General features: G+C 69.2%; 17 protein-coding genes and 4 pseudogenes. 10 read left to right on the top strand and 11 right to left on the bottom strand.

Annotated elements, in window-relative coordinates; translation table 11 throughout:
* Positions 1 to 209: 209 nt before the first annotated feature.
* Entirely contained in the window at positions 210 to 659 is a 450-nt protein-coding gene (locus U3649_RS09990; RefSeq protein ID WP_407351186.1) for a helix-turn-helix transcriptional regulator, read from the bottom strand.
* Positions 660 to 669: 10 nt separating this feature from the next.
* On the opposite strand from U3649_RS09990, the pseudogene U3649_RS09985 reads away from it, so the two are divergent.
* The 4 genes and pseudogenes from U3649_RS09985 to U3649_RS09970 form a co-directional block, all read left to right on the top strand.
* Positions 670 to 2154 (top strand): annotated as a pseudogene (locus tag U3649_RS09985) (MFS transporter); the annotation flags it as partial.
* Positions 2155 to 2409: 255 nt separating this feature from the next.
* Positions 2410 to 2799: pseudogene (locus tag U3649_RS09980) on the top strand (MFS transporter); the annotation flags it as partial.
* Between the two features lie 479 nt (positions 2800 to 3278).
* On the top strand, positions 3279 to 5645 hold the full coding sequence (locus U3649_RS09975) for a GH36-type glycosyl hydrolase domain-containing protein (protein ID WP_407351185.1): 2367 nt from the start codon (positions 3279 to 3281) through the stop codon (positions 5643 to 5645).
* A gap of 8 nt (positions 5646 to 5653) precedes the next feature.
* Positions 5654 to 6184, top strand: a complete 531-nt coding sequence (locus U3649_RS09970; protein ID WP_407351184.1) for a gluconokinase — start codon at positions 5654 to 5656, stop codon at positions 6182 to 6184.
* Positions 6185 to 6257: 73 nt separating this feature from the next.
* On the opposite strand, the gene U3649_RS09965 is transcribed toward U3649_RS09970, so the two are convergent.
* Together U3649_RS09965 and U3649_RS09960 are read right to left on the bottom strand one after the other, a co-directional pair.
* A complete protein-coding gene (locus tag U3649_RS09965) occupies positions 6258 to 7055 on the bottom strand; it encodes a LytR/AlgR family response regulator transcription factor (RefSeq protein ID WP_407351183.1) in 798 nt (265 codons plus the stop codon).
* Positions 7052 to 8044, bottom strand: a complete 993-nt coding sequence (locus U3649_RS09960) for a sensor histidine kinase (protein ID WP_407351182.1) — start codon at positions 8042 to 8044, stop codon at positions 7052 to 7054. Before U3649_RS09960 ends, U3649_RS09965 begins: the two co-directional genes overlap by 4 nt.
* Positions 8045 to 8376: 332 nt before the next feature.
* Between U3649_RS09960 and U3649_RS09955 the strand changes: the two genes are divergently transcribed.
* The gene (locus U3649_RS09955) at positions 8377 to 9096 is read left to right on the top strand and encodes a hypothetical protein (RefSeq protein WP_407351181.1); all 720 of its coding nucleotides are present in this window, start codon (positions 8377 to 8379) and stop codon (positions 9094 to 9096) included.
* Entirely contained in the window at positions 9093 to 9290 is a 198-nt protein-coding gene (locus tag U3649_RS09950) for a hypothetical protein (RefSeq protein WP_407351180.1), read from the top strand. Before U3649_RS09955 ends, U3649_RS09950 begins: the two co-directional genes overlap by 4 nt.
* A 31-nt stretch (positions 9291 to 9321) precedes the next feature.
* Here the strand turns inward: U3649_RS09950 and U3649_RS09945 are convergent, their stop codons facing one another.
* Positions 9322 to 9612: a hypothetical protein gene (locus U3649_RS09945; RefSeq protein WP_407351179.1), complete on the bottom strand. Its 291-nt coding sequence runs from the start codon at positions 9610 to 9612 to the stop codon at positions 9322 to 9324.
* A 193-nt stretch (positions 9613 to 9805) separates the two neighbouring features.
* On the opposite strand from U3649_RS09945, the gene U3649_RS09940 reads away from it, so the two are divergent.
* A complete protein-coding gene (locus U3649_RS09940; protein ID WP_407354589.1) occupies positions 9806 to 10228 on the top strand; it encodes a DUF2231 domain-containing protein in 423 nt (140 codons plus the stop codon).
* A complete protein-coding gene (locus tag U3649_RS09935) occupies positions 10225 to 11544 on the top strand; it encodes a PQQ-dependent sugar dehydrogenase (protein WP_407351178.1) in 1320 nt (439 codons plus the stop codon). The genes U3649_RS09940 and U3649_RS09935 overlap by 4 nt, the downstream gene beginning before the upstream one ends.
* 270 nt (positions 11545 to 11814) lie before the next feature.
* Here U3649_RS09935 and U3649_RS09930 read toward each other — a convergent pair whose 3' ends face one another.
* Together U3649_RS09930 and U3649_RS09925 are read right to left on the bottom strand one after the other, a co-directional pair.
* The gene (locus U3649_RS09930) at positions 11815 to 13092 is read right to left on the bottom strand and encodes a phosphatidylinositol-specific phospholipase C (RefSeq protein WP_407351177.1); all 1278 of its coding nucleotides are present in this window, start codon (positions 13090 to 13092) and stop codon (positions 11815 to 11817) included.
* Positions 13093 to 13163: 71 nt separating this feature from the next.
* Positions 13164 to 14249, bottom strand: coding sequence for a hypothetical protein (locus U3649_RS09925; RefSeq protein ID WP_407351176.1), 1086 nt, complete (start codon positions 14247 to 14249; stop codon positions 13164 to 13166).
* 276 nt (positions 14250 to 14525) lie between these two features.
* Between U3649_RS09925 and U3649_RS09920 the strand changes: the two genes are divergently transcribed.
* Positions 14526 to 14972, top strand: a complete 447-nt coding sequence (locus U3649_RS09920) for a hypothetical protein (protein WP_407351175.1) — start codon at positions 14526 to 14528, stop codon at positions 14970 to 14972.
* A gap of 81 nt (positions 14973 to 15053) precedes the next feature.
* Here the strand turns inward: U3649_RS09920 and U3649_RS09915 are convergent, their stop codons facing one another.
* The 5 genes and pseudogenes from U3649_RS09915 to U3649_RS09895 form a co-directional block, all read right to left on the bottom strand.
* Positions 15054 to 15431, bottom strand: a complete 378-nt coding sequence (locus tag U3649_RS09915; protein WP_407351174.1) for a hypothetical protein — start codon at positions 15429 to 15431, stop codon at positions 15054 to 15056.
* A gap of 106 nt (positions 15432 to 15537) precedes the next feature.
* Positions 15538 to 16440 (bottom strand): annotated as a pseudogene (locus U3649_RS09910) (FAD-dependent monooxygenase); the annotation flags it as partial.
* Positions 16441 to 16795: 355 nt separating this feature from the next.
* Positions 16796 to 19288 (bottom strand): diguanylate cyclase, encoded by a 2493-nt coding sequence (locus tag U3649_RS09905; RefSeq protein ID WP_407351173.1) that lies wholly within the window; start codon positions 19286 to 19288, stop codon positions 16796 to 16798.
* 40 nt (positions 19289 to 19328) lie between these two features.
* On the bottom strand, positions 19329 to 19547 hold the full coding sequence (locus U3649_RS09900) for a hypothetical protein (protein ID WP_407351172.1): 219 nt from the start codon (positions 19545 to 19547) through the stop codon (positions 19329 to 19331).
* 103 nt (positions 19548 to 19650) lie between these two features.
* Complete coding sequence (locus U3649_RS09895; protein ID WP_407351171.1) at positions 19651 to 20691, bottom strand: LD-carboxypeptidase; 1041 nt, start codon at positions 20689 to 20691, stop codon at positions 19651 to 19653.
* 246 nt (positions 20692 to 20937) lie between these two features.
* On the opposite strand from U3649_RS09895, the pseudogene U3649_RS09890 reads away from it, so the two are divergent.
* A pseudogene (locus U3649_RS09890) lies at positions 20938 to 21631 on the top strand (type 1 glutamine amidotransferase domain-containing protein).
* The last annotated feature ends 196 nt before the right edge of the window (positions 21632 to 21827 follow it).

The following is a 21827-nucleotide window of genomic DNA, read 5'->3' as shown; positions in this document are numbered from 1 at the left end:
CCGGGGTCGGAGTGCTTTGCTTCTCGAAGAACAGAAAGAAGCCGGACGATGCTCACCATTCCGCCGATTTGCGCACGTCCGGCCCGGGCACGTCGCAGCGCATCCCGCCGACGCACTTGGTCGCGACGACCGCCAGGGTCGGCGCTGTGCTGGAGGAAGCCGGCGGACGGCCATGTCCATGGCAGCCGGGCTCGGCGCGGACCGGGCCGTCATGCCAGGTCCGGCTCGGCGGCCGGCGCCCCCCGGTGCCTGACCGGCCTGGTCACCTGCTTGGCCACGCACGCCGGCATACCTGCCGTGGCGCGCGCCGCCTGGCGGCGGTAGACGCTGGGCGGCACGCCGACCAGTTCGGCGAAGCGGGTGCTGAAAGTGCCTAGCGACGCACAGCCGACCGCGAAACAGACGTCGGTCACGCTGAGGTCGCCATGCCGCAGCAGCGCCATCGCACGCTCGATGCGCCGGGTCATCAGATAGCTGTAGGTCGATTCGCCGTAGGCGAGCCGGAACTGGCGGCTGAGGTGGCCGGCCGACATGTGCACGCCGCGGGCGAGCGCCTCGACGTCCAGGGGCTGCGCGTACTCCCGGTCGATCCGGTCGCGAACGCGTCGCAGCCGCGCAAGGTCGCGCAGATGCGGCGCTGCGGCGGGCCTGCTGGTCATCTGCGCGATCGTGCCACCGTGCCCCGGAGCCGTCCAGCGGCGCCGGCACCCGCCTCCCTGGCACTGCCCGACCTCTTTCAGTTCTTCGAGGGGGATAAAGACGCCCCTGGTGCTTTTCGGGACGACGGCCACGGCGCCGGTCCGACCTGCGGCTGTCGCGACTTCCGTCGCTCCCACAGAAGCCCGGGCACCATCACCCGTGCGGGAGACATCCAGTGAGGGAGACGCCATCACCTTTGCGGGATCCCCTTGCGGAAGACACCATCGCTTGTGTGGGAGCTCTTGGTGGGAGCGACGGAAGTCGCGACCGGGTGATCGGCATCGGTGCCACTCCGGCTCGCGCGAGGTCCACGACCGTTCGTCATGCGCCTCTCCCCGGATCGGGAGAGCCCTCGCGTTCCATCCCGGGCATGCGCAACGTCCATGCCATGTTAGCGTTAACCGAAATCGAGGCCGACAGCCGAAGAACAGGCCCGGGGAGCGGAAAGTGACAGCCACTCAAGAGGCGAAGGACGGCCGCCGTCCGCCGAGCGACAGGACCGCCAGGCTCACCCTGGGCGAGAAGCTCGGCTTCGGCCTGGGCGATGCCGGCTTCAACTTCTACTGGGTCATCATCGGCTCGTACCTGCTCTACTTCTATACCGACGTCTTCGGCATTTCCGCGTCGGCCGCGGCCTGGATGTTCGCGGCGACCCGGGTCATCGACGCGTTCACCGACCCGGCCGTCGGCGCCCTCGCCGACCGCACCCGCTCGCGCTGGGGCAAGTTCCGTCCGTATCTCCTGTTCGGGGCGCTCCCGCTGATGGGCTCGGCGATCCTGACCATGAGCACCCCGGACCTGGGCGAGACCGGCAAGCTGCTCTGGGTGTACGCCACCTACAGCGCGATGATGCTGTGCTACACCCTGGTCAACATCCCGTACAACTCGCTGGCCGGCGTGCTGACCGCCGACGGAAACGAACGCAGCGCCGTCTTCGGCATCCGCTTCTTTTTCGCCTACCTGACCGGGATCATCGTCGGTGCCGCGACCCCGGACCTGGCGGCGTGGTTCGGCGGCGACGATCCGGCCAGGGGCTGGCAGCTCACCATGGTGTTGTACAGCGCGGTGGCGACGGTGCTGCTCCTGGTGACCTTCCTGACCACCCGCGAGCGGATGGCGCCGCCGGCGGCGCAGAAGACCCATCCGCTGGCGGACATCGCCGACCTGCTGAAGAATCGGCCCTGGGTGGTCCTGTTCGTCCTGGCCATGATCGTCATGATCACGATCGTGCTGCGCGGCAGTTCGGCAGCCTACTACTTCAAGTACTTCGTCGAGCGGCCGGACCTGATGGGGGCGTACATCGGCCTGCAGATGGCGGCCTACGCGGTGGGCGCCATCGCCACGCCCTTCCTGACCCGCCGGTTCGACAAGGCCCGGCTGCTGATGGCCACCATGGCGATCGTTGGAGGCCTGTCGATCCTGTACGCCTTCGTCCCCGCGCCGGCCTCGAACGGCGTGGTGACGATCGCCGGCGATGCGCCCGTCGTGCTGCACGCGGACGAGATGCTCGATGCGCCCGCGCAGGCGGGCGACCGCCACCGCTGGACCCGCCACGAGAATGCGTTCTGGATCGTCCGCAAGCGCGTGGAAATGGAAGAGAGCGGCCCGGCGCTTGCGCTGGAGAACGCCCGCGGCCAGGTCGTCAGCGTGACCCGGATCGGCGCCGACGGCACGCGGGCCGACAGCGCGGACATGCCGCTGGAGATCGTCGCCATGTTCGTCCTCAATGTCCTGATCAGCCTGGCGCTGGGGCCGAAGTCGCCGCTGACCTGGTCGATGTACGCCGACGCCGCCGACTACAACGAGTGGAAGACGGGCCGCCGCGCGACCGGCATGACGTTCTCCGCCGCCACGTTCTCGCAGAAGCTCGGCGGGGCGCTCGGCGCCGCCGGAGTGGGATGGGTGCTGGCGGCGATGGGCTACGCCGCCAACCAGGCCCAGAGCGGCGCGTCGCAGACCGGCATCGTGCTGCTGCAGACGGCGGTGCCCGGCGCCTTCGCACTGATCGCCATGTTCGCGCTGCGGTTCTACGATCTGAACGGTGCGAAACTCGAGCGGATCCAGCGGGACCTCGAGGCAAGGGAGCGGGCCGGCGAATGACGCAGGCCGAAGACGTTGGGCGGCGGATGAAGGCGGGGGCAAGGCCTACCCTATGGTCTTCGCGATAGGGCGGACCTTGGCCCACCTTATGCGTGAACCATTGCGACTTCGCCGTACTCTCGCCCGAACCCTTCTCCCCGGAGGGAGAGGGGCTTTGAGCTTTTCCCTTCTCCCCTCGGGAGAAGGTGGCGCGAAGCGCCGGATGAGGGTGCGGCGAAGCGGCCGTGAACCGAACCATCGCGACTTCGCCGTACCCTCACCCCACCCCCGCTCCGCTCCCCGGCCCGCGCCAGCGGCGCGGTCGCTCCAGCGTGCGCGCGCCAGTGGCGCGCAAGCCGTACGCTATCGCCCCGGAGGGAGAGGGGCTTCGAAGCCGGCTGCCGGAAAGAGCCCGCTGCTCCTGCGAAGGCAGGCGTGGCTCGACCTTGAAATCCCTCGGCGGCGTGGGAACTCGTTTCGCAAAATCACGGAGGCAATCCATGTTGTTGCAGTCCATCGACGACGGCGAACGCTTCGTGCTGACCAGCCCGACCGCGATGCCTCGTGCGGCGGGCTTCCTGTGGAACCGCAGGATGATGATGCAGGTGAACTGCCGGGGCTTCGCCGTCGCCCGCTTCATGCAGCCGGAGCCGGCGCGCTACACCCATGCGCCGAACCTGGAAGCCACGACCTTCATGCAGCCGGAGCAGCCCTATTACGCCCACCATCCAGGCCGGTTCTGCTACGTCAAGGACGAGGAAACCGGCAGGCTCTTCTCCGCGCCCTACGAGCCGGTGCGGGCGACGCCGGACAGCTTCGCGTTCTCGGTCGGCGGCAGCGACATCCGCTGGACGGTCGAATGCCTCGGTATCCGGGTGGAAATGGAAGTGAGCCTGCCCGAGGACGCGGCGGCGGAGCTGTGGCGGGTGCGGGTGGCCAATCCATCGGGCCGCCAGCGCAGGCTGAGCGTCTATCCCTACGTCCCGATCGGCTACATGAGCTGGATGAACCAGTCCGCCCGTTATCGGCCGGACCTGGGCGGCGTGGTCGCGTCCTGCGTCACGCCGTACCAGAAAGTGGAGGACTGGTTCAGGAACCGGGAGTTCAAGGACAGGACGTACTTCCTTCACGACCGCGAACCCGCCGCGTTCGAGACCGCGCGCGAGGCCTTCGAGGGCGAAGGCGGCCTGCACGCTCCCGACGGCGTGCGGCGCGACGCCCTGGGCAATGGCGACGCCCTCTACGAAACCCCGGCCGCGGTGCTGCAGTACCGCATCGCGCTGGCACCGGGCCAGGCCGAGGACTACCGCTTCCTGCTCGGCCCGGCCCGGGACGACGCGGAGATCGCCGGCGTGCGCGAGCGCTTCTTCGCCGATCCGGGCTTCGCCCGGACCAGGTCCGCGTCCGCGGCCTACATCGCCCGCGGACGGGGCGTGCTGCGGATCGAGACCCCGGACCGGCACCTGGACCGGTTCGTGAACCACTGGCTGCCGCGGCAGGTGTACTACCACGGCGACGTCAACCGCCTGGCCACCGATCCGCAGACCCGCAACTACCTGCAGGACAACATGGGCATGTGCTTCATCGACCCGCGGACCGCGCGCGCGGCCTTCCTGCAGGCGCTGTCGCAGCAGGAAGCCAGCGGCGCGATGCCGGACGGCATCCTGCTGGTCGAGGGCGCGGAGCTGAAGTACATCAACCAGGTGCCGCACACCGACCATTGCGTCTGGCTGCCGGTCTGCCTGCGCGCCTACCTCGACGAGACCGACGACTACGGCATCCTCGACGCGCCGGTCGAGGCCCGGCGGGACGGGCACGCGCTCACCGCCTTCGAGCGCGTCTGCAAGGCGATGCGCTGGCTGCTCGGCGCCCGCGACGCGCGCGGCCTGAGCTACATCGCCCAGGGCGACTGGTGCGACCCGATGAACATGGTCGGCTACAAGGGCAAGGGCGTGTCGGGCTGGCTGTCCGTGGCCGCCGCCCACGCGCTCGGCCTGTGGGCCGATATCTGCGAACGCCACGGGCATGCCGGTCTCGCCGACGAGTTCCGCGCCGGGGCCGGCGACATCAACGCAGCGGTGAACGCCCACCTGTGGGACGGCGAGTGGTACGCCCGCGGCATCACCGACGACGGCGTCGTGTTCGGCGTCTCCAAGGACGACGAGGGCCGCATCTACCTCAATCCGCAGAGCTGGGCGATCCTCGCCGGCACGGCGGACGAGCGCCGACGCGCGCTGATGATCCGGGCCGTCGAGGCGCAGCTGGAAACGCCCTACGGCGTGATGATGCTGGCGCCGGCCTACACCGGCATGCGCGAGGACGTCGGCCGCCTGACCCAGAAGTTCCCGGGTTCGGCGGAAAACGGCGCCGTCTACAACCATGCCGCGGCGTTCTACGTCCATGCCCTCTACGCCATCGGCGAGTCCGACCGCGCCTGGCGCCTGCTGCGCCGGATGCTGTGCGGCCCCGACGACGCCGACTACCTGCAGCGCGGGCAGCTGCCGGTGTTCATTCCCAACTATTATCGCGGCGCCTGGCGCCAATACCCGCGCACCGCCGGCCGTTCCAGCCAGCTGTTCAACACCGGCACCGTGGCCTGGGTGTACCGCGCCCTGATCGAGGACCTGTTCGGCCTGAAGGGCGGCCCCGGCGGCCTGCGGGTGGCGCCGCAACTGCCACGCGAGTGGCGGACGGCCCGGGCCGAACGCGCGTTCCGCGGCGCCCGCTTCGACGTGCGTTATGCCCGCCAGCCGGGCGCGGACGGGATGCAGGTGCGGGTGGACGGCGAGCCCCTGCGCGGAGACCGCATCGGGGACATCCAGCCCGGCCGCGCCTACCGGATCGACGTGCGATTGCCCGCGTCATGAGCCGCCGCGTGCCCGGTCCGGTCCTGGTCATCGTCATGGGGGTCAGCGGCTGCGGCAAATCGACCCTGGCAGCCAGCCTGGCCACCGAGTTCGGCTTCCGCCTGCTCGACGCCGACGACTTCCACCCGCCCGCCAACAAGGCCCGCATGGCCCGCGGCGAACCCTTGACCGACGCCATGCGCGAACCGTGGATCGCCGCCATGTGCGATGCGCTTCGGGAGCGGCAGCGGCAGGGCGAAAGCTGCGTGCTGGCGTACTCGGGCCTGCGCCGCGCCCATCGCCAGCGCTTTCGCGAGCTGGGCTACCCGACGCTGTTCATCCACCTGGCCGGCGACAGCGAGATGATCCGCGACCGCATGCGGGCGCGGGTCGGACACTTCGCCCCCGCCAGCCTGCTGGACAGCCAGCTCGACGCCCTGGAAGCGGCGATGGACGAACCGGACATCGTCGTCGTGGACGCAGCACAAAGGATCGACCGGATGCACCGGCAAGCCGCGGAAAAGGTGCAAGGGTTCCTGGCGGACCACATGCGGGCTTGATCGTTGCACGGAGTACCGCCTGATGGACATCCGCCCGATGCCGGGGCCAGGACCCATTCCTGGTTGGCGCCGGTCACATCTGGCGAAAGTGGTGCAGATAGCTGCGGCTCACGGGCAGCACTTCGCTGCGGCCCTTCAGGTGGATGTGCGCCGTCTCGTTGGGGCCGCGGACGACACGGCTGATCGCGCGCAGGTTCACCACCGCTGAGCGGTGCACCTGCACGAAGTGCGCGCCGTCGAGTTGCGACACCAGGTCCTTCAACGGCGTACGGATCAGCGCCTCGCCCGGTTCGCCCATGTCGCCGCGCCAGGCGATGCGCGTGTACTTCTCGTCGGCACGCAGGAAGTCGATCTCCTCGACGGGGATCAGGCGCAACGCCTGTCCAACGGACGCGCGGATCCAGCGCAGTGGTACCGGACCGTCCTGTTGGCCGGTGGCGGCCAGCAGGCGCGCCGCCAGTTGCTCCAGCAGCGCATCGGTGCCGGGCGCCGGCCGAGCGACCGCCAGGCGATCCTGCAAGCGCGCCACCGTGTCGGCCAGGCGCACCGGGTCCACCGGCTTCACGAGGTAGTCGAGCGCGCCGTGTTCGAACGCCTGCACCGCGTACTGGTCATGCGCGGTGACGAACACCAGATGGGCGCGGCGGCCGATCCGGCAGGCCGCCTCCACCCCCGACAGTCCGGGCATGTGCACGTCGAGGAAGCAGACATCGGGCTGCAGCGCTTCGAAGCGGTCGATCGCCTCGCGCCCGTTGCGTGCCTGCGCCACCACCTCGAGCTCCGGCCAGGCCCGCGCCAGCAGGCGTGTCAGCGACTTGCGCAGCAGCGGCTCGTCGTCGGCGACCAGTGCGGTCGGGCGCCTGCCTGTCATGCCTCGCTCCGCCGCGCCGGAAAGTCGAGTTCGGCGCAGGCGCCGTGCGGTTCGAGCGCGGCAAGACCCAGGTGCGCATCGCCGCCGAACGCCAGCTGCAGGCGCTCGCGCAGCATCGGCAGGCCGGTGCCCAGCCCGTCGCTGGTCGTCCGCAGGCCGACGCCGGTGTCGATGACCTCGGCGCGGCAGCGCCCACCGCGCAGCCGCACGCGGACCTGGATGCAGCCGCCCTCCTCGCTGGGATCGATGCCGTGGCGCACGGCGTTCTCGACCAGCGTCAACAGCGTCATCGGCGGGCAGGCCAGCGTCGATGCCGCAGGGTCGATGTCGAGCGTGAACTGCAGCCGGTCGGGCATGCGCATGTGCATCACTTCGAGGTAGGCGCGGACCAGGTCGATTTCCTGGGCCAGCGTGGCGTCCGGCTCGTGCAGTCGCGGCACCGCTGCGCGCAGGTAGGCGATCAGGCTGCCGAGCACGTCGGAAGCCCGTGGCGATCCGGAGTCCACCAGTTCACGGACGTTGGCCAGGGTGTTGAACAGGAAATGCGGCTCGACCTGCGCCTGCAGCAGCTGCAGCCGGGCATCGAGCGCCTGGCGCTCGAGCTCGCTGCGTTCCAGTTCGAACGTCAGCGCCTGCCGCTGCGCCTCGCCACTGATGTGGCGGTACAGCGCCGACATCGCGATCCACGGCGTCAGCAGGAGGCCGAGCGCGGTGATCATCCCGAAGCCTCCCATGCGCGCCTCGCTCCGGGGCCAGGGCACGGCGTCTCCGAACGTCGTCAGCGAATAGGCGGCCGCCACCGCCAACGGCACCACCAGCGCCACGCCCGCGACCTGCAGCGCCCAGCGCGCCAGCCAGCGCGGCAAGCGCCCGGGCCACCGTTCGAACAGGCCGAACACCAGCAGCTGGACCAGCCCGACGAAGACCAGGCGAACGAACAGCACGGCCCACGGCCCCTCCCAACTCGGCAACAGGAGGACGCTCAACACCAGGCTCGTGATCAGCACGAGCCGCACGCGCCGCCGGCCCAGCACGCGGACCGCGCTTCGTGGTTCGGGTGGAACGGCAACGGGCGCCATTGGCCGACTATAGACCAAGGCATCGCGTGGTCCCGCGCATCGCGGCCCGTCCTTGCGGTGCATCGCCGCCGTCCGCCTGCCGCATTCGTGACTCGTTCCGCCCGAACCGTCGTCCGTCGCAAACGGCTCGCGTTCGCGCTTGCCGTCGATCAAGGTTCGGGCCGTGTCCGATGCGCCGTTGGCGAGCATCCCGGTGCAAAGCGCAAGAGCCGCGACACGGTGCCTGGAAAAAGGGGTGGGAGATGACTTGGCTTCTGGTTGTGCACATCGTCGGCGGAACCCTCGGCCTTTTGTCCGGAACCGCGGCCATGATCGCGGCGAAAGGCAGTCTTCCCCACCGCATTGCCGGGCGCGTCTTCGTCACCTCGATGCTGGTGATGGCGGCCACCGGTGGCTACATCGCCGCCGCGAGGGACGTGGGAGTCTCGGCCCTGGCGGCGGTGCTGACGGGCTACCTAGTCGGTTCGGGCTGGCTGGTCGGGCGCCGCGCCGGCGGCGGGGCCGGTGTTCCGGAATGGCTTGCCCTGGCCGTCGGGATCGCGACCGCCGCCTATGGCCTGCACCTGGGCATCGAGGCCCGGGACGGCCGCGCGGATGTGATCCAGGGCGGGTTCGTCGTTCCGGCGGCGGTCTACTTCGTCTTTTCCGGCATCGCCGTCCTCGGCGCCGCGAGCGACGCCTGGGCGCTGGCGCGCGGCGGCCTGCAGGGTCGATCCCGGGTCCTTCAGCACCTCTGGCGGATGTGCGTCGCACTCTACATCGCCACCAGCTCGTTCTTCACCGGGCAACAGGACCTCTTCCCAGCGGCCCTACAGGGCTCGTTCCTGCTGCAGGTGCCGGAGATCCTGGTAGCCGGCCTGCTTCTCTTCTGGTTGTCGCGGGTTGCGTTCTCGAAACGATATCGCCGGCCGCGGCCGGTGGCTGCGCATCACGCGGATGGGCCCGCGAGGAGCACGTCATGACCATCGACAAAGACAGCAATCCGCCCAAGCGCATTCATCATCCCAACCGGCCCGGCGGCAAGCCGCAGGCGCACGAGCGGCTGCGGCCGGAGGGCTACAAAGCGGGCGAAGAGCGGGATCCGCGCGGCGACCGGATCCAGGGCAGCGAACGCAGGCAGAAGCAAGGCCGTGGAAACGAGCCCGACCGTGGGTGAGCGCCTGCTCCCCGGGTCGACCGGTCGCCTGCTAGGGCACCTCGCATTCCCAGATCGAATCGGCAAGCCACAGGTTGGCCCGGGTGAGATGGTTGTACACCTCTTCCACGGGTTCTCCCCCTTGCGCCGTGCACTTGTCGACGGCATCGGCGCGGGCATCTTCCAGCGCGATGCCGGGGTCGTGGCTTTGGCCGCGACCGCTGACATACACCGCCGCGGCCATCGCCGATCCGATCGGCAGCAGACACGCCAGGGCAACGGCGACCGAGTGCCTCTTCATCATCATTACCTCTCCCGAATCGATCCACATCCATTCGAGCATGAAGCACGGACGCGGCAGTGAAGATCGGGTAAGCGGATCGTGAAAGCCATGCCGGCGGGAGCAGACCGCCACTCAAGCGTCGTCGCACGACGACGACGGCCGCATTGCTAGCCTCGCGATGGCCAGTCTTCACACCGGCCTCAATTTCCATCTGCAACTGCCTCACCCGACAGACATCAGGGAGGAAGCCGCCATGGCCGTCGCTGCCAATCAGGTATCCCGATACGGGCTTCATCCGCTCCACGCATTCCTGCTCGCGGGGGCGGTGCCGCTGTTCCTGGGCGCCTTGCTGAGCGACATCGCATACGCCTCCAGCTACCAGATCCAATGGAGCAACTTCGCCTCCTGGCTGATTGCCGGCGGACTCGTATTCGGTGCCTGCTCGCTGCTTTGGGCCGTCATCGACCTGGTCCGCGCCGGCCGTCACGAACGGCGCCCCCTCGTCTATGCCCTTCTTCTGCTGGCGACCTGGGTTCTGGGATTCGTCAACGCCCTGGTTCATGCCAGGGACGCATGGGCGAGCATGCCCGCCGGCCTCGTCCTCTCGGCGGTCGTCGTCGTGCTGGCGGGCGCGGCGACATGGATCGGCTTCTCCCGCCTGGGAGGTGCCGCATGAAACGGGCGAACCTGCTTGCGGCCATCGGCCTTTCGGCCCTGCTCGGCGCCTGCGGCGGCGATCCGGACCCGGTGCAATACGGCCCCGACCCGGCGCTTCCGGACCCGCAGCGCGGACTGCTCCCCAGCATGACGATCGCGAAACCGGCGCAATGGGGCGACCGGCTGCCGACCGTACCACAGGGCTACACGATCGCGGCCATCGCCACCGGCCTGAAGATCCCGCGCCAGACCCTGGTCCTCCCCAACGGCGACATCCTGGTGGCCGAAGGCCGGGGCGGCGGCGCGCCGAGCCTGAAGCCGAAGGACGTGATCGCCGGCTACATCAAGTCCAAGGGGAACACCCAGGTCGAGAGCGGCGACCGGCTGACCCTGTTGCGCGACGGCGACGGCGACGGCGACGGCACCTACGAGGAGCAGACCGTCTTCGCCGAGGATCTCAACGCGCCCTACGGGCTCGCACTGGTCGACGGCAATCTCTACGTCGCCAACCAGGACGCACTGGTGCGATTCGACTACCGGGAAGGCCAGACCCGTGCCAGCGGGCCGCCGGCCAAGGTCGCGGACCTGCCGTCGCAGATCAATCACCACTGGACCAAGGCGCTCACCGCGAGCCCCGACGGGCGCTTTCTCTACGTCGGCATCGGCTCCAACAGCAACATCACCGAGCGCGGGATGGCGGCCGAGGTCGACCGCGCCGTGGTGTGGCAGGTGGACGCGAAGACCGGCGCGCACAAGCCCTACGCGACCGGGCTGCGCAATCCCACCGCGCTTGCCGTCCGGCCGGGAACGGACGAACTGTGGGCGGTGGTGAACGAGCGCGACGAGTTCGGGCCGAACCTGGTGCCCGACTATCTCACCTCCGTCCGCGAAGGCGGATTCTACGGCTGGCCCTACAGCTACTGGGGCCAGAACGTGGACCCGCGCGTCCGCCCGCAGGATCCGGAAAAGGTCGCCTCGGCGATCGTTCCGGACTACAGCCTGGGATCGCATGTCGCCGCGCTCGGCCTCGACTTCTCCGTGCCGGCGATGGGCGCCCGGTTCGCGGACGGCGTGTTCGTCGGCGAGCACGGCAGCTGGAACCGCGAGGAGCCCGTCGGCTACAAGGTGATCTTCGTCCCGTTCCGCGACGGCCGCCCCGCCGGCCCGCCGGTCGACTTCGTCACCGGCTTCCTCGGCGAGGACGGCAAGACCCGTGGCCGCCCGGTCGGGGTGACCGTGGATCCGCGCGGCGCCCTCATCGTCGCCGACGATCTGTCGAACACCGTCTGGCGGGTGACGCCCGCCCGGCCGCCCACAGCCGCTCGCACGCCTTGATGTGGGGTTGAAGAAGGCCTGGCGCATCGCCGGTGTCCGTCGCACCGGCGATGCCAACAGCCGCTGCCAACCAGCGAACCCGGCGCGCGCGTCTCTTCCGGCCTCTCGTTCGCCCCTGCGCCCGATCCGTACTCCGGCACCCGTCCGTACTCCACCGATTCGGGAGTGCCGGAACGGTCGCCGCAACAAGCGCTGGCTCCCGGACGCCAGCATCGAGCGGGCGTCGCGATCCATCGTCCACGCATCTCCGCGCCTTCGGCTCGTGTGCGCTCAGCGGTCACCCACGACCACGTGAGGACTGCTGCCCTTGGACCCGTGACAGGCGCCATCGGCGTCCCAGCTCCCGCGGGTGCGTTCCCAGGTGCCTCCGGCGGTGCAGAGGAACGAGAGATCGCTCCAGTGCACGCGGTTGCACTTGGGGAACCTGTACTTGTTGTGGGCGCCGCCGGGGATCGCGATCACCTGTCCGACCGCAGCGCCGTCGGGAAGGCGGAACTCGGCCCAGCTGTGATCGCTTTGCACGCGCCAAGTCCGCGCCGGACAGCGACCTTCGAACCGGAAGTTCGACTTCACGATGCGATACAGCAGCTGTTCTCCGGGAAAGTCCATGATCAGCACTCCGAGGCGCGCGACCGGCGCAACGTCGGCCAGGAAGTCGTGGATCTCGCCGTTGACCGAGCGCGCCACGTCCCGCGGCGCCATTCCGCCGGACCCGCTCAGGTGATTCAGCGCCAGGCTGCCGCCGTCGGTGCGCTGCATCGCCTGCACGACCTGCTCCTTCACCAGCGCCTTCTTCGACGGCAGGGAAATCCTGTCGCCATTGTGCATGCGGTGCTGGAGGAAGAAGACGTCGTAGGCGTCCTGGATGCGCTGCCGGCCGTAGGAAATCCCGTAGCGAGCGGGAATCTCGGCCTGGTCGCGCAGGAACACCACCCTGCCCCGTGCCTGGCCCAGCGTGGGAACCGCGTCGCTGCCGCCGGTGTACGCCAGCGGCCCGTGGCTGGCCATGTAGCGCTCCCAGATCGCGGCGAACGACTCGCTGCCGGAGGCGGGCGTGTATTCCTCCTTCACTCGCATCAGCACCGTCTCCCCGGGATGCTCGCGCAGGAAGGCGGCCACGCTCTCCATGACGCCGGCGAACGTCAGCTGCTGGTAGAAGGCGCCGTGGTGGACGGCGAAGTCCCGGCCGCTGCGGCGCAGCCGGATATCGAGGTAGCGGATGCCCGCGCGCAGCTGGTCGCCGATGCTCCAGGTCTGCGTGGCGACCGCGATACCCCCATGGCGCGCACCGGAATCATGGGTGCCCGGCATCGAGATGTCGCCGAGCGGCGTGTCGTCCGGCAGCGACGACATCCAGTCGCCGCCCCAGGCAACGACCCACGGGTGCGGCGACGCATCGTGGGACGTGGCGCCGCCCGGCTGGATGCTTTCGTCGACGACCGGAATCGCAGCGGCGGCGGCCGGGAGATGGCAGGGCCCCCAGATCGCCAGCAGTCCGGCAAGCAGGCGGGCATGTCCCGTAGGCGGTGGTCGTGGGAATCGATGCATCGGAACTCCTGGAATCCGGATGGCGGTCGGGCGGACGGCACGCGGCGGCGCGCCGTCCGCCGATGCAGCGCTCACTCCAAGGCGATGCCGGCCTCGACGTCCACCGCGCGCGTCGGCCCCGGCCATGTGCCGAACAGGTCGATGTGACGGATTCCGTTGAGCCACTGCCCGCGCGGGCTGTCCCAGTGGAAGGTCCTGCGCTCGTTGGCGCCGATCGAGACGAACTCGAGCGCCAGGTCGATGTTGGAAGCGTCGAGCGGGATGTCGCCGAAGCTGGCGACCAGTCCGCCGGACACCGAGGTATTGCGCTTCTGCCGGCCGCGTGGCGTGTCGTAGGACAGCTCGGCCTTCACGACGTAGGTGCCCCAGTTGTTGTTGCGCAGGATCAGCTGGTAGGCCCCGATGTGGGTGATCCAGGACGGGAGCAGCAGCCGCCCGTCGAACGAGGCGAAGGCGAATGCCAGCGGTACCGGCTCTCCGGGCAAGGCCCCCGCCTCGCTCGGCCACAGGTGCTTGTCCACGCTCTTGGAGGAACTGGAGGAAGTGAAGGACCCCTTGCCCTTGGCCTCGCCCAACAGCTTGTTGACCCCGGACGCCGTGCCGGTGAGGGAAAAGGTGTTGTCCTCCGACAGCGAGCCGACGTTGAGGCCGCTGCGCGCGTACAGCACCTGGGTCACCACGCCGAACCCCTGGCTGATCCCGCGCGAGCTCCCCATGCCGCTCATCGCGGCGCGCTCCACCAGCCAGTCGAGATCCTGTTGCAGCAGCGCGTCGGCTCCGGCCAGGGTGACCGAAGACTCCAGCGCGCACTGCGAAACCATCTCGCCGGCGCGGCCGAAGGTCCACGACACCTGCAGCCCGGCGCTGACCTTCGTGCCCGTGTCCGGATCCACCGCCGAGCCGTCCAGGTCCACCGCGGCCTCGCGGCGCGTGACATGGCTGGTCATCATGTTCCAGTCCGAACTGGCGTTGCGGCGAACCAGATGAGCGTCGGTCATGCCCGGCAGCCGTTCGCTGGCCAGGCGGAAGCTGCCGGTTTCCGGGTCGATGCTGCCGACCGCGCCGGGCGCGATGTCCCGGCCCAGGGACCAGTTGCCCCAGTACCCGGGAAGCGATCCGCGGACAAGTTGCGTGAACTGCACGTTCCAGCGATTCATGGGTATCTCCGAAGCCTCGGCCATGCCCTTGCGGGCGGTACCGTCTTCAACGCTTCGAAGCAGAGCTTGTGAAGCCTGGCGCGGTGACGGACATGCTCGCGACGACGAATGCGTCGTGATCTCGGCTTCTGCCAAGGATCGGCACCGCCGCCCCGGGCTCCGGTTCACGGCACCCGTCTTCCGATCGTTGCAAGGATGGCGGCGCCATGTCCGCGAAGCGCGGCAACGCGGCGCAGGCCGCGGCCACCGCGAGTTCATGAACCAGGGAGAACATCGATGACGACAGTCACCCGAATGACGAGTTCGCAGGAAATCAACGCGGCGCGCGATGCGTTCGAAAGCTTCGTCACCCCCAAGGTGTACAACGAGAGCTTCAGCGCCATCGGGCAGGCCTTCCGCCTCCAGTCGATGATCGGCAAGAAAAGCTGGGTGTACGTGAAATGCGTCAAGGACGGACAGGTGACCGGGCTGGCCTACGGGCATCCCTATGAGGGTTCCGACTCGACGTTCTTCATCGCGGACATCATCTCCGCACCCGGATCCCACTCCGGATCGGCCATGGTCGACTGGTTCGCCGACAAGGACAACGTCGGCATGCCGAACCTGCGCACGCTCGCGCTCGACGCGGCCAACCAGGCCCTTCGCAAGGTCTACGCAAGCAAATGGTACGGGTTCGAAGTGGTCAACGAGCAGTCGTCCAGAATGGAAAAATCCGTGGCCTAGTCGCCGAAGGCCGAACGGCCACGGCGCCGCGTTTGTCGCATTGCGCCCGGAACCGGTAGGCAGGCGTTGCCGCCCCCTCCCTCAACCGGCGGGAGCGCCGAACCACTTCTGCAGCGGGTCCGGCAGATCCCGCCGATCCTCGCCGACCCAGGCGACGTGGCCGTCCGGCCGCAGCAGCACCGCGGGCGCGTCCAGTTCGCCGCTGGTGTCGACGACATGGTCGACCCGGTCCGCCCAGCCTTCCACCGAAAGCCGGCCGGTCTGGTCGAGCAGCAAGCCGCGGCCGCCGTACATCAGCGCGTACAGCCGTCCCCGCGCCAGCCCGATGTCCCGCATCCGCCGGCCGAGCAGGTCGTGTCCGTCGCCGAAGTCGTAGCGGACCGCGGTCGCGATGATCTTCTCGGTGAGGTACCGGTTCACGTCCTCGAAGTCCATCAGCTCCGACAGCAGCCTGCGCACGGCCTGGGGGCCCCGGCCCGGTGGCCAGCAGGTGCATCTGCGCGCGGGTGTTGTCCAGCACGTCGGCGGCCACCGGGCGGCGTTCGGCCTGGTAGCTGTCCAGCAGCCCCTCGGGCGCCCAGCCGGCGATCTCGGCGGCCAGCTTCCAGCCGAGGTTGAACGCGTCCTGGATGCCGAGGTTGAGCCCCTGCCCGCCGGTCGGCGGGTGGATGTGGGCCGCATCGCCGGCCAACAGCACGCGGCCGGCCCGGTAGCGCTCGGCCAGCCGGGTGGCGTCGCCGAAGCGCGACAGCCAGCGCGGCGAGTGCACGCCGAAGTCGGTGCCGGCGACCGCTTGCAACTGCCGTTTGAACTCGTCGAGGGTCGGCGGCAGCGTGCGGTCCCCGGCCACGCCCGCGGCGGGGACCACGACGCGATACGCCCCGTCGCCGAGAGGGCCGAGGCCGAACCGCTTCTGTGTCTTGCGGATTTCGGCCATCACCGGTGCCACCGTCTCCCACGGCACGCCCACCTGCATCTCGCCCAGCAGCGTGTCGACCCGGGACGGTTCGCCGGGAAAGTCGACGCCAAGCAGCTTGCGCACCGTGCTGCGGCCGCCGTCGCAGCCGGCGACATGGCGCGCGCGCAACCGCGCGCCATCGGCCAGTTCGACCGTGACCCCGTGGCCGTCCTGCTCCAGACCGGCCACCTCGCAGCCACGGCGGATTTCTGCGCCGAGTTCGGCGGCGCGCTCGGCCAGCAGGCGATCGGTGAGGGTCTGCGGGATGCCGAGGACGTAGGCATGCGCGGTGTCCAGCCGCCCGGGCGCGGGCTTGTCGATGGCGGCGAAGAAACCGCCGACCGGGTACTGCTTGCCGTGCGCGAGGAAGCGCTCCAGCAGGCCGCGCTGATCCATGATCTCGATGCTGCGCGCATGCAGGCCGAGCGAGCGCACGACCGGCGTCGGCCTCGCCTCCTTCTCCAGCACCAGCACGTGTACGCCGTGCAGACGCAACTCGCTGGCCAGCATCAGGCCGGTGGGGCCGGCGCCGGCCACGATCACGTCGGCGTCGAAGGGCGCTCTTTCGTCCGATCGCACATGCATTTCGTCACTCCCGTCCGGCAGGCTGCTGCGTCGAGCGGCGACTCTGCACCACGACGCGGGCCTTGCCGCAAGCCCCTGTGCGGGCTATAACGTGAGAGTGGGACGGAGGCGGCTCCGTCCTTTTCTTTTTCCGGTTCTCCGCTGCGCGCGGACGAACGCTCGACGCCCCTGTTTCCATTCTTCCGTGCGCGAAGCCAGCAGGCTCGCCGCCTCGGCCGCCCGGGAGCTCATGATGCGGGAAAGCGATCTGCGGCTGGCGGTGCCGCGCTGGAGGCGGCGCTCAACCTGGGCCGTTCCCCCCGCGCTCCTCCTCCGCCGGGCTATCGAGCGACGGGATGACGAGCGTGGTGTATTCCTCGTAGCGCGCCGTCGGCAGGTCGCGCAGCGGCAGCCGCTCGGCACGCGGAGTTTCGATCGGAAGCCTTGCCGCCTCGTAGAGGATCACCTCGTGTTCCGGCGGGTACCAGCGCAGCAGCTTGTCGACCAGGGCCTGCAGCCCTTCGCGCTCGGCATGGAAGCGGGTGCACGACAGGTCCCCCGCGAGCGCCACCTGCCACAGCAGCACCAGGCCGGCGGTGTCGGGGCGGCGGTCGTGGACCAGGAACTGCGTTGCCTCCATCGACTGCACGCCGCGATGTCCGGGGTCGATGCCGAGGTCGGCGTACAGGCAGGCCTCGGCGGAAATTCCGGGTTCCATGCGCGCCTGGATGCCTTCTTCCCGCGCCTTGCGCACCACCCGGTGCGGCACGTCGGCGAACACGCCCGGGTGGCCGTAGAACACCGCGCATACCCGTTTGCCGGCACGCACCTCGGCCATGATCGCCGCGTCGATCTCGCGGTAGGTCTGGCGCCGGTCCTTGCCGACGGCGTAGTGGAGGCCAAGGTTGATCGCATCGGGGCGGAAGCTGCCGATCATCGCCAGCGCGAACGGATCGGCCAGGCAGAACACCACCTGGGCCTCGCGAATTTCCGACAGCGCGCGCTCGCTGACGTGGCGGCCGAACTCGATGCCGCTGCCGACCACCACCAGGCCCGCGACCGACTCCGGCGCAACGACGACATCGTCGCTCGCGCAGACCACGCGGTCGCGCCCTTCGTGCTTGGCGCGATACAAGGCCTGGTCGGCCTGGTGGATCAGTTGTTCCAGCGTGGCGGCGCGGCCGTCGGCCTGGCATACGCCCGAGCTGATATTGATGCTGAAGGTATGTCCGAACACGGTGATCGGCTCGATCCGGTCGCGCAGGCGCTGCAGCAATGCCTCGGCTTCGGCTGCGTCCGTATCGAGCAGGATCGTGAACTCGTCGCCGCCACTGCGCCCGGCGATGCCATGTCCGTCGACTGCCTCGCTGATCCAGTTGCCGAGCGAACGCAGCGCCTCGTCACCGGCGGCGTGGCCATGGCGATCGTTGACCTGCTTGAACAGGTCGATGTCGGCGACGATCGCGGTGAACGGCCGCCCCGTATCGCGCGCGTGCGCGAACGCCGCTTCGCCGAGCTTGCGCACCTGCTGGTAGTTGTACAGACGGGTCAGGCTGTCGTGCTCGGACTGCCAGCGGTAGCGGCGACGCTCGCGGAACGAGTAGCGCAACAACCCCAACAGCGAGAGAGCGGTGACCAGCAACCCGAACGAGCCCACGCCGAGCAGCAGTTGCCAGCGCCGCGTCGCGGCGGCCTGCAGCGCGGCCAGTTCGTTTTCGGCCTCGAGCAGGGCGATCTGCTGTTCCTTCAGCCGGGTATCGAACTCGATCTGCAGGTAGGCCAGGCGACGCTCGCGCGCATCGCGTTCGGCGGCTTCCGAGGCCGCCATGGCCTGCTTGAAGTGGGCGAGCGCCGCGGCCAGGTCGCCGCGCCGTTCCGCCAGCCGGGCGAGCAGGCGCTTGGTCTCGGCAATGGCCAGGTCGGATCCCTGTTCGCGGTAGTAGCGCAGCGTATCGGTCAGCAGCGCGTGCGCCTCGTCGAGCTCGCGGTTCGACTCGATCAGGCTTTCGGCAACCACCAGTCTCGCGCTCCATGCGCCGGCCGCGAAGCCTACGTCCTCGAACTCCCCGAGCGCCTGGCGGGCCCAGGCCAGCGCCTCGGCATGGCGACCCTGCCTGGCCGCCATCTTGCCGACGCCGTACTTGCCGTTGGCGACGAAGATGAGGTCGCCGGCGCGCTCGCATGCGTCGATCTGGCGACGTCGCCAGCCTTCCGCTTCGCGGAAGTTGTGCGCATGGTCCTCGGCCAGCGCCACGTCGGCGAGGGCCCGACACAACGTTCTGGGGTCGTTGCCGGATTCGATCTCGCGGAGCGCGCGCAGCGCCAGTTCCCGCGCCTTCCCAGTCTCGCCCACGAGCGTGTGCAGGTAGCTGGCGACTCCGAGCAGCTTGGCCGATTCGTCAGGGGCCTCGGGCAGGTACGACAGGCTCTCGCTCAACCAGCCGAACGCCAGCGGCCAGTCCTCGGTGTTGGCCGCGATGCTGATGGCGGTGGCATAGACGCGAATACGCAACGCCGTGGGCAGGTCCTGTTGCAGCAGATCGGCCAGGCCCTCCAGCGCGGCACGTGCGTCGCCGGCGAGCCCGAGGTTGCGCAGGCGCACGAGCGCGACACGGTGGCGCTGCTCCGGCGTAAGCGCATCCAGCCGCGACGATAGCGCTTCGATCTTCGCGTTCGATTCCCGCCAGTGCGCGCTCACCGCCAGCCGCTCGATCTGCTGGACCTGCGCCTCCAGCCCGTCGGCCGCCAACGCTGGCGCGCCGGCGAAAGCCAGCAGCAGCAGCGTGATGTGCATCCACCGGATCATGGGCTGGCGCCTGGCGTCAGGGAGCGAGTTATTCGTCGTAGGCCTGGATGATGTGGTTGGTGGCGAATTTTCCGTCCGCCAGTCCGGTGAGCCGCTTGATCGCTGCGTAGTCCTTGCCCAGCATCGCCTGGCGCTCATCGTCCGACAGCCCGGCACGCCGCAGCACCGTCTCCGGGTCCTTCTCGTACTCCGCAGCCAGCGCGGCGTCGCTGCTGAGTTTCCTCATCAGATCGAGCAGATTCGACATGTTTCCCCCTGCGCCGCTCCGCGCGGACATTAGCACAGGAACGTTCAGCCCCGTCGCGTTCCGGCCTGGCGAGGTCGATCCACCCCGCCCCGCTGTCGGCGGATCAGCCCTGGAACACCGGCTCCAGCAAGCGGAAGGTCCCGGCGTCCGCGTCCATCTCCACCCTGCCGCCCACGGGCACGATGAACTGCTGCCGGATGTGCCCGATCATCGCGCCGCGGTAGGCGGGGATGTTCAACGGCCGGATGTGGTCGTCGAGGATCTGCTCCAGCGTCAGCGATCCATATCCCTCCCCGGGGTCGCAATCGGTGCACTCGCCGAAGATGAAGCCGGCGATCCTGTCCAGCGCGCCCATCAGTTTCAACGTGCTCAACATGCGGTCGACGCGGTACGGCGCCTCCGACACGTCCTCCAGGAACAGGATCTTGCCGTTGAAATCCGGCAGGTACGGCGATCCGGCCACGGCCGTCAGCACGGTCAGGTTGCCGCCCACCAGTTCGCCGCGCGCCTTCCCGCCGGTGATGGTGACGGTGCGGTTGCGGCGCTGCACCAGTTCGTCGCCGGCGTCGACCACGTTCCGGTACTGCATCAGCTCGCGATCGAAGAACACGCGCCGGAACTGGTCGGCATTGAAGCGGTTCCAGCTGCCCGACCCGTTGGGCCCATGGAAGGTGACCAGGCCGGTCTGCGCATGGATGGCGTTGTGCAGGGCGGTGACATCGGAATAGCCGAGCAGCACCTTGGGATTGGCCCGGATCGCGTCGTAGTCGAGCAGCGGCAACAGGCGCGCCGCGCCGGAGCCGCCGCGCACGCAGATGACGGCCTTGACCTCGCGGTCGGCGAACATCGCATTGATGTCGCCGGCGCGGCCGGCGTCGGTGCCTGCGAGGTGCCCCCGCCTCGCCGCGTAATGCGCCCCGGTCCTGACTTCGAAGCCCAGCGCCTCCATGACCTCCCGGGCAAGCTGCAGGTCGAACGTGTCGTGGACGGCCGATGACGGACTGACCAGTGCGACGGTGTCGCCCTTGTCGAGCGGCACCGGCAGCAGTCGCCCGCGCGGGGCCGCCATCGCGCCGCGCCCGCCGGCGAGCGGCAGCGACAAGGCCGCCAGCGCCGCGCTTCCGATGAATTGTCGCCTGTCCATGTCGTCGCCTGCCGGTCCGGATGCTCGAACTAGACTAGCAACGGCCCCTGCGCCCAACAATCGGCGAGCCGCCTGGTCCCGTGGACATGCACGGCATCGGCCGGAAATCCGCAGGAGCAGCGGGCCGCGCGGCCAGCCCGGACGACACCGGACCATCAATCAGGCAAGGATCGGGGAGCTTGGGGCAACACCGGCGCGGGCGTTGCAGCAAGGATATCGCTCACCGCCCACCGCAGGAGAAGCCACATGAAAGTTCTGATGGTCCTCACGTCCCACGGCGAACTCGGCAAGACCGGCCGCAAGACCGGCTTCTGGCTCGAGGAACTGGCTGCGCCCTATTACGCGTTCAAGGATGCCGGCGCCGAGATCGCGCTGGCTTCGCCGAAGGGAGGCCAGCCGCCGCTCGACCCGAAGAGCAACGAGCCGGGATTCCGGACGGACGACACGCGCCGGTTCGAAGCCGACGCGGAAGTGAAGCGCGCGCTTGCCGCTACGCTCGAGCTGTCCGGGGTCGACCAGGCGGACTACGATGCCGTGTTCTTTCCGGGCGGCCATGGTCCCCTCTGGGATCTCACCAACGATCGCGATGCCCTGTCGCTCATCGAGGACGCGCTGGCGGCAGGCAAGCCGGTCCGGGCTCGTCTGCCACGCGCCCGGGATCCTCACCAACGTGAAGGCGCCGAACGGCGATCCGATCGCGAAGGGCCGCAAGGTCACGGGCTTCAAGAACTCGGAAGAGGCCGCCGTGGACCTGGTCGAGGTCGTTCCCTACCTTCTCGAGGACGTGCTTCGCGAGCAGGGCGGGGAGTTCTCCTCGACGGACGACTGGGGCGTGCATACCGTGCAGGACGGGTTGCTGATCACCGGCCAGAACCCGGCCTCCTCGAGGCAGGCCGCGGAACTCGTCCTGAAGGCAGCCAGCGGTCTGCAGGTGGCCTGATGGCGGCTTGCGTCGCGACCCTTCGCGAGCGGGCGACCAATCCCGATGAGAACGCTGCAGGAAAACGCCCGGGCCCAGCGAACCCGTTGACCCGTTCCTCGGCAGTTTTTGACAATCATTCTCATTAACATTCACAATCCGAGCCCTTGAATCCGGGGGCTACGACATTGAATGCACGCCGCACTTCCCGCCGCCA

The organism is Luteimonas sp. R10, assembly GCF_045689605.1.
Lineage (GTDB): Bacteria > Pseudomonadota > Gammaproteobacteria > Xanthomonadales > Xanthomonadaceae > Luteimonas.
The sequence above is the reverse complement of the archived record's forward strand: the minus strand, read 5'-3'. Positions and strand labels throughout refer to the sequence as shown.

Coding starts and splice junctions, on each gene's coding strand:
- U3649_RS09990 (WP_407351186.1), bottom strand. CDS start 659: ATGACCAGCAGGCCCGCCGCAGCGCCGCATCTGCGCGACCTTGCGCGG.
- U3649_RS09975 (WP_407351185.1), top strand. CDS start 3,279: ATGTTGTTGCAGTCCATCGACGACGGCGAACGCTTCGTGCTGACCAGC.
- U3649_RS09965 (WP_407351183.1), bottom strand. CDS start 7,055: ATGACAGGCAGGCGCCCGACCGCACTGGTCGCCGACGACGAGCCGCTG.
- U3649_RS09955 (WP_407351181.1), top strand. CDS start 8,377: ATGACTTGGCTTCTGGTTGTGCACATCGTCGGCGGAACCCTCGGCCTT.
- U3649_RS09950 (WP_407351180.1), top strand. CDS start 9,093: ATGACCATCGACAAAGACAGCAATCCGCCCAAGCGCATTCATCATCCC.
- U3649_RS09945 (WP_407351179.1), bottom strand. CDS start 9,612: ATGCTCGAATGGATGTGGATCGATTCGGGAGAGGTAATGATGATGAAG.
- U3649_RS09940 (WP_407354589.1), top strand. CDS start 9,806: ATGGCCGTCGCTGCCAATCAGGTATCCCGATACGGGCTTCATCCGCTC.
- U3649_RS09935 (WP_407351178.1), top strand. CDS start 10,225: ATGAAACGGGCGAACCTGCTTGCGGCCATCGGCCTTTCGGCCCTGCTC.
- U3649_RS09930 (WP_407351177.1), bottom strand. CDS start 13,092: ATGCATCGATTCCCACGACCACCGCCTACGGGACATGCCCGCCTGCTT.
- U3649_RS09925 (WP_407351176.1), bottom strand. CDS start 14,249: ATGAATCGCTGGAACGTGCAGTTCACGCAACTTGTCCGCGGATCGCTT.
- U3649_RS09920 (WP_407351175.1), top strand. CDS start 14,526: ATGACGACAGTCACCCGAATGACGAGTTCGCAGGAAATCAACGCGGCG.
- U3649_RS09905 (WP_407351173.1), bottom strand. CDS start 19,288: ATGCACATCACGCTGCTGCTGCTGGCTTTCGCCGGCGCGCCAGCGTTG.
- U3649_RS09900 (WP_407351172.1), bottom strand. CDS start 19,547: ATGTCGAATCTGCTCGATCTGATGAGGAAACTCAGCAGCGACGCCGCG.
- U3649_RS09895 (WP_407351171.1), bottom strand. CDS start 20,691: ATGGACAGGCGACAATTCATCGGAAGCGCGGCGCTGGCGGCCTTGTCG.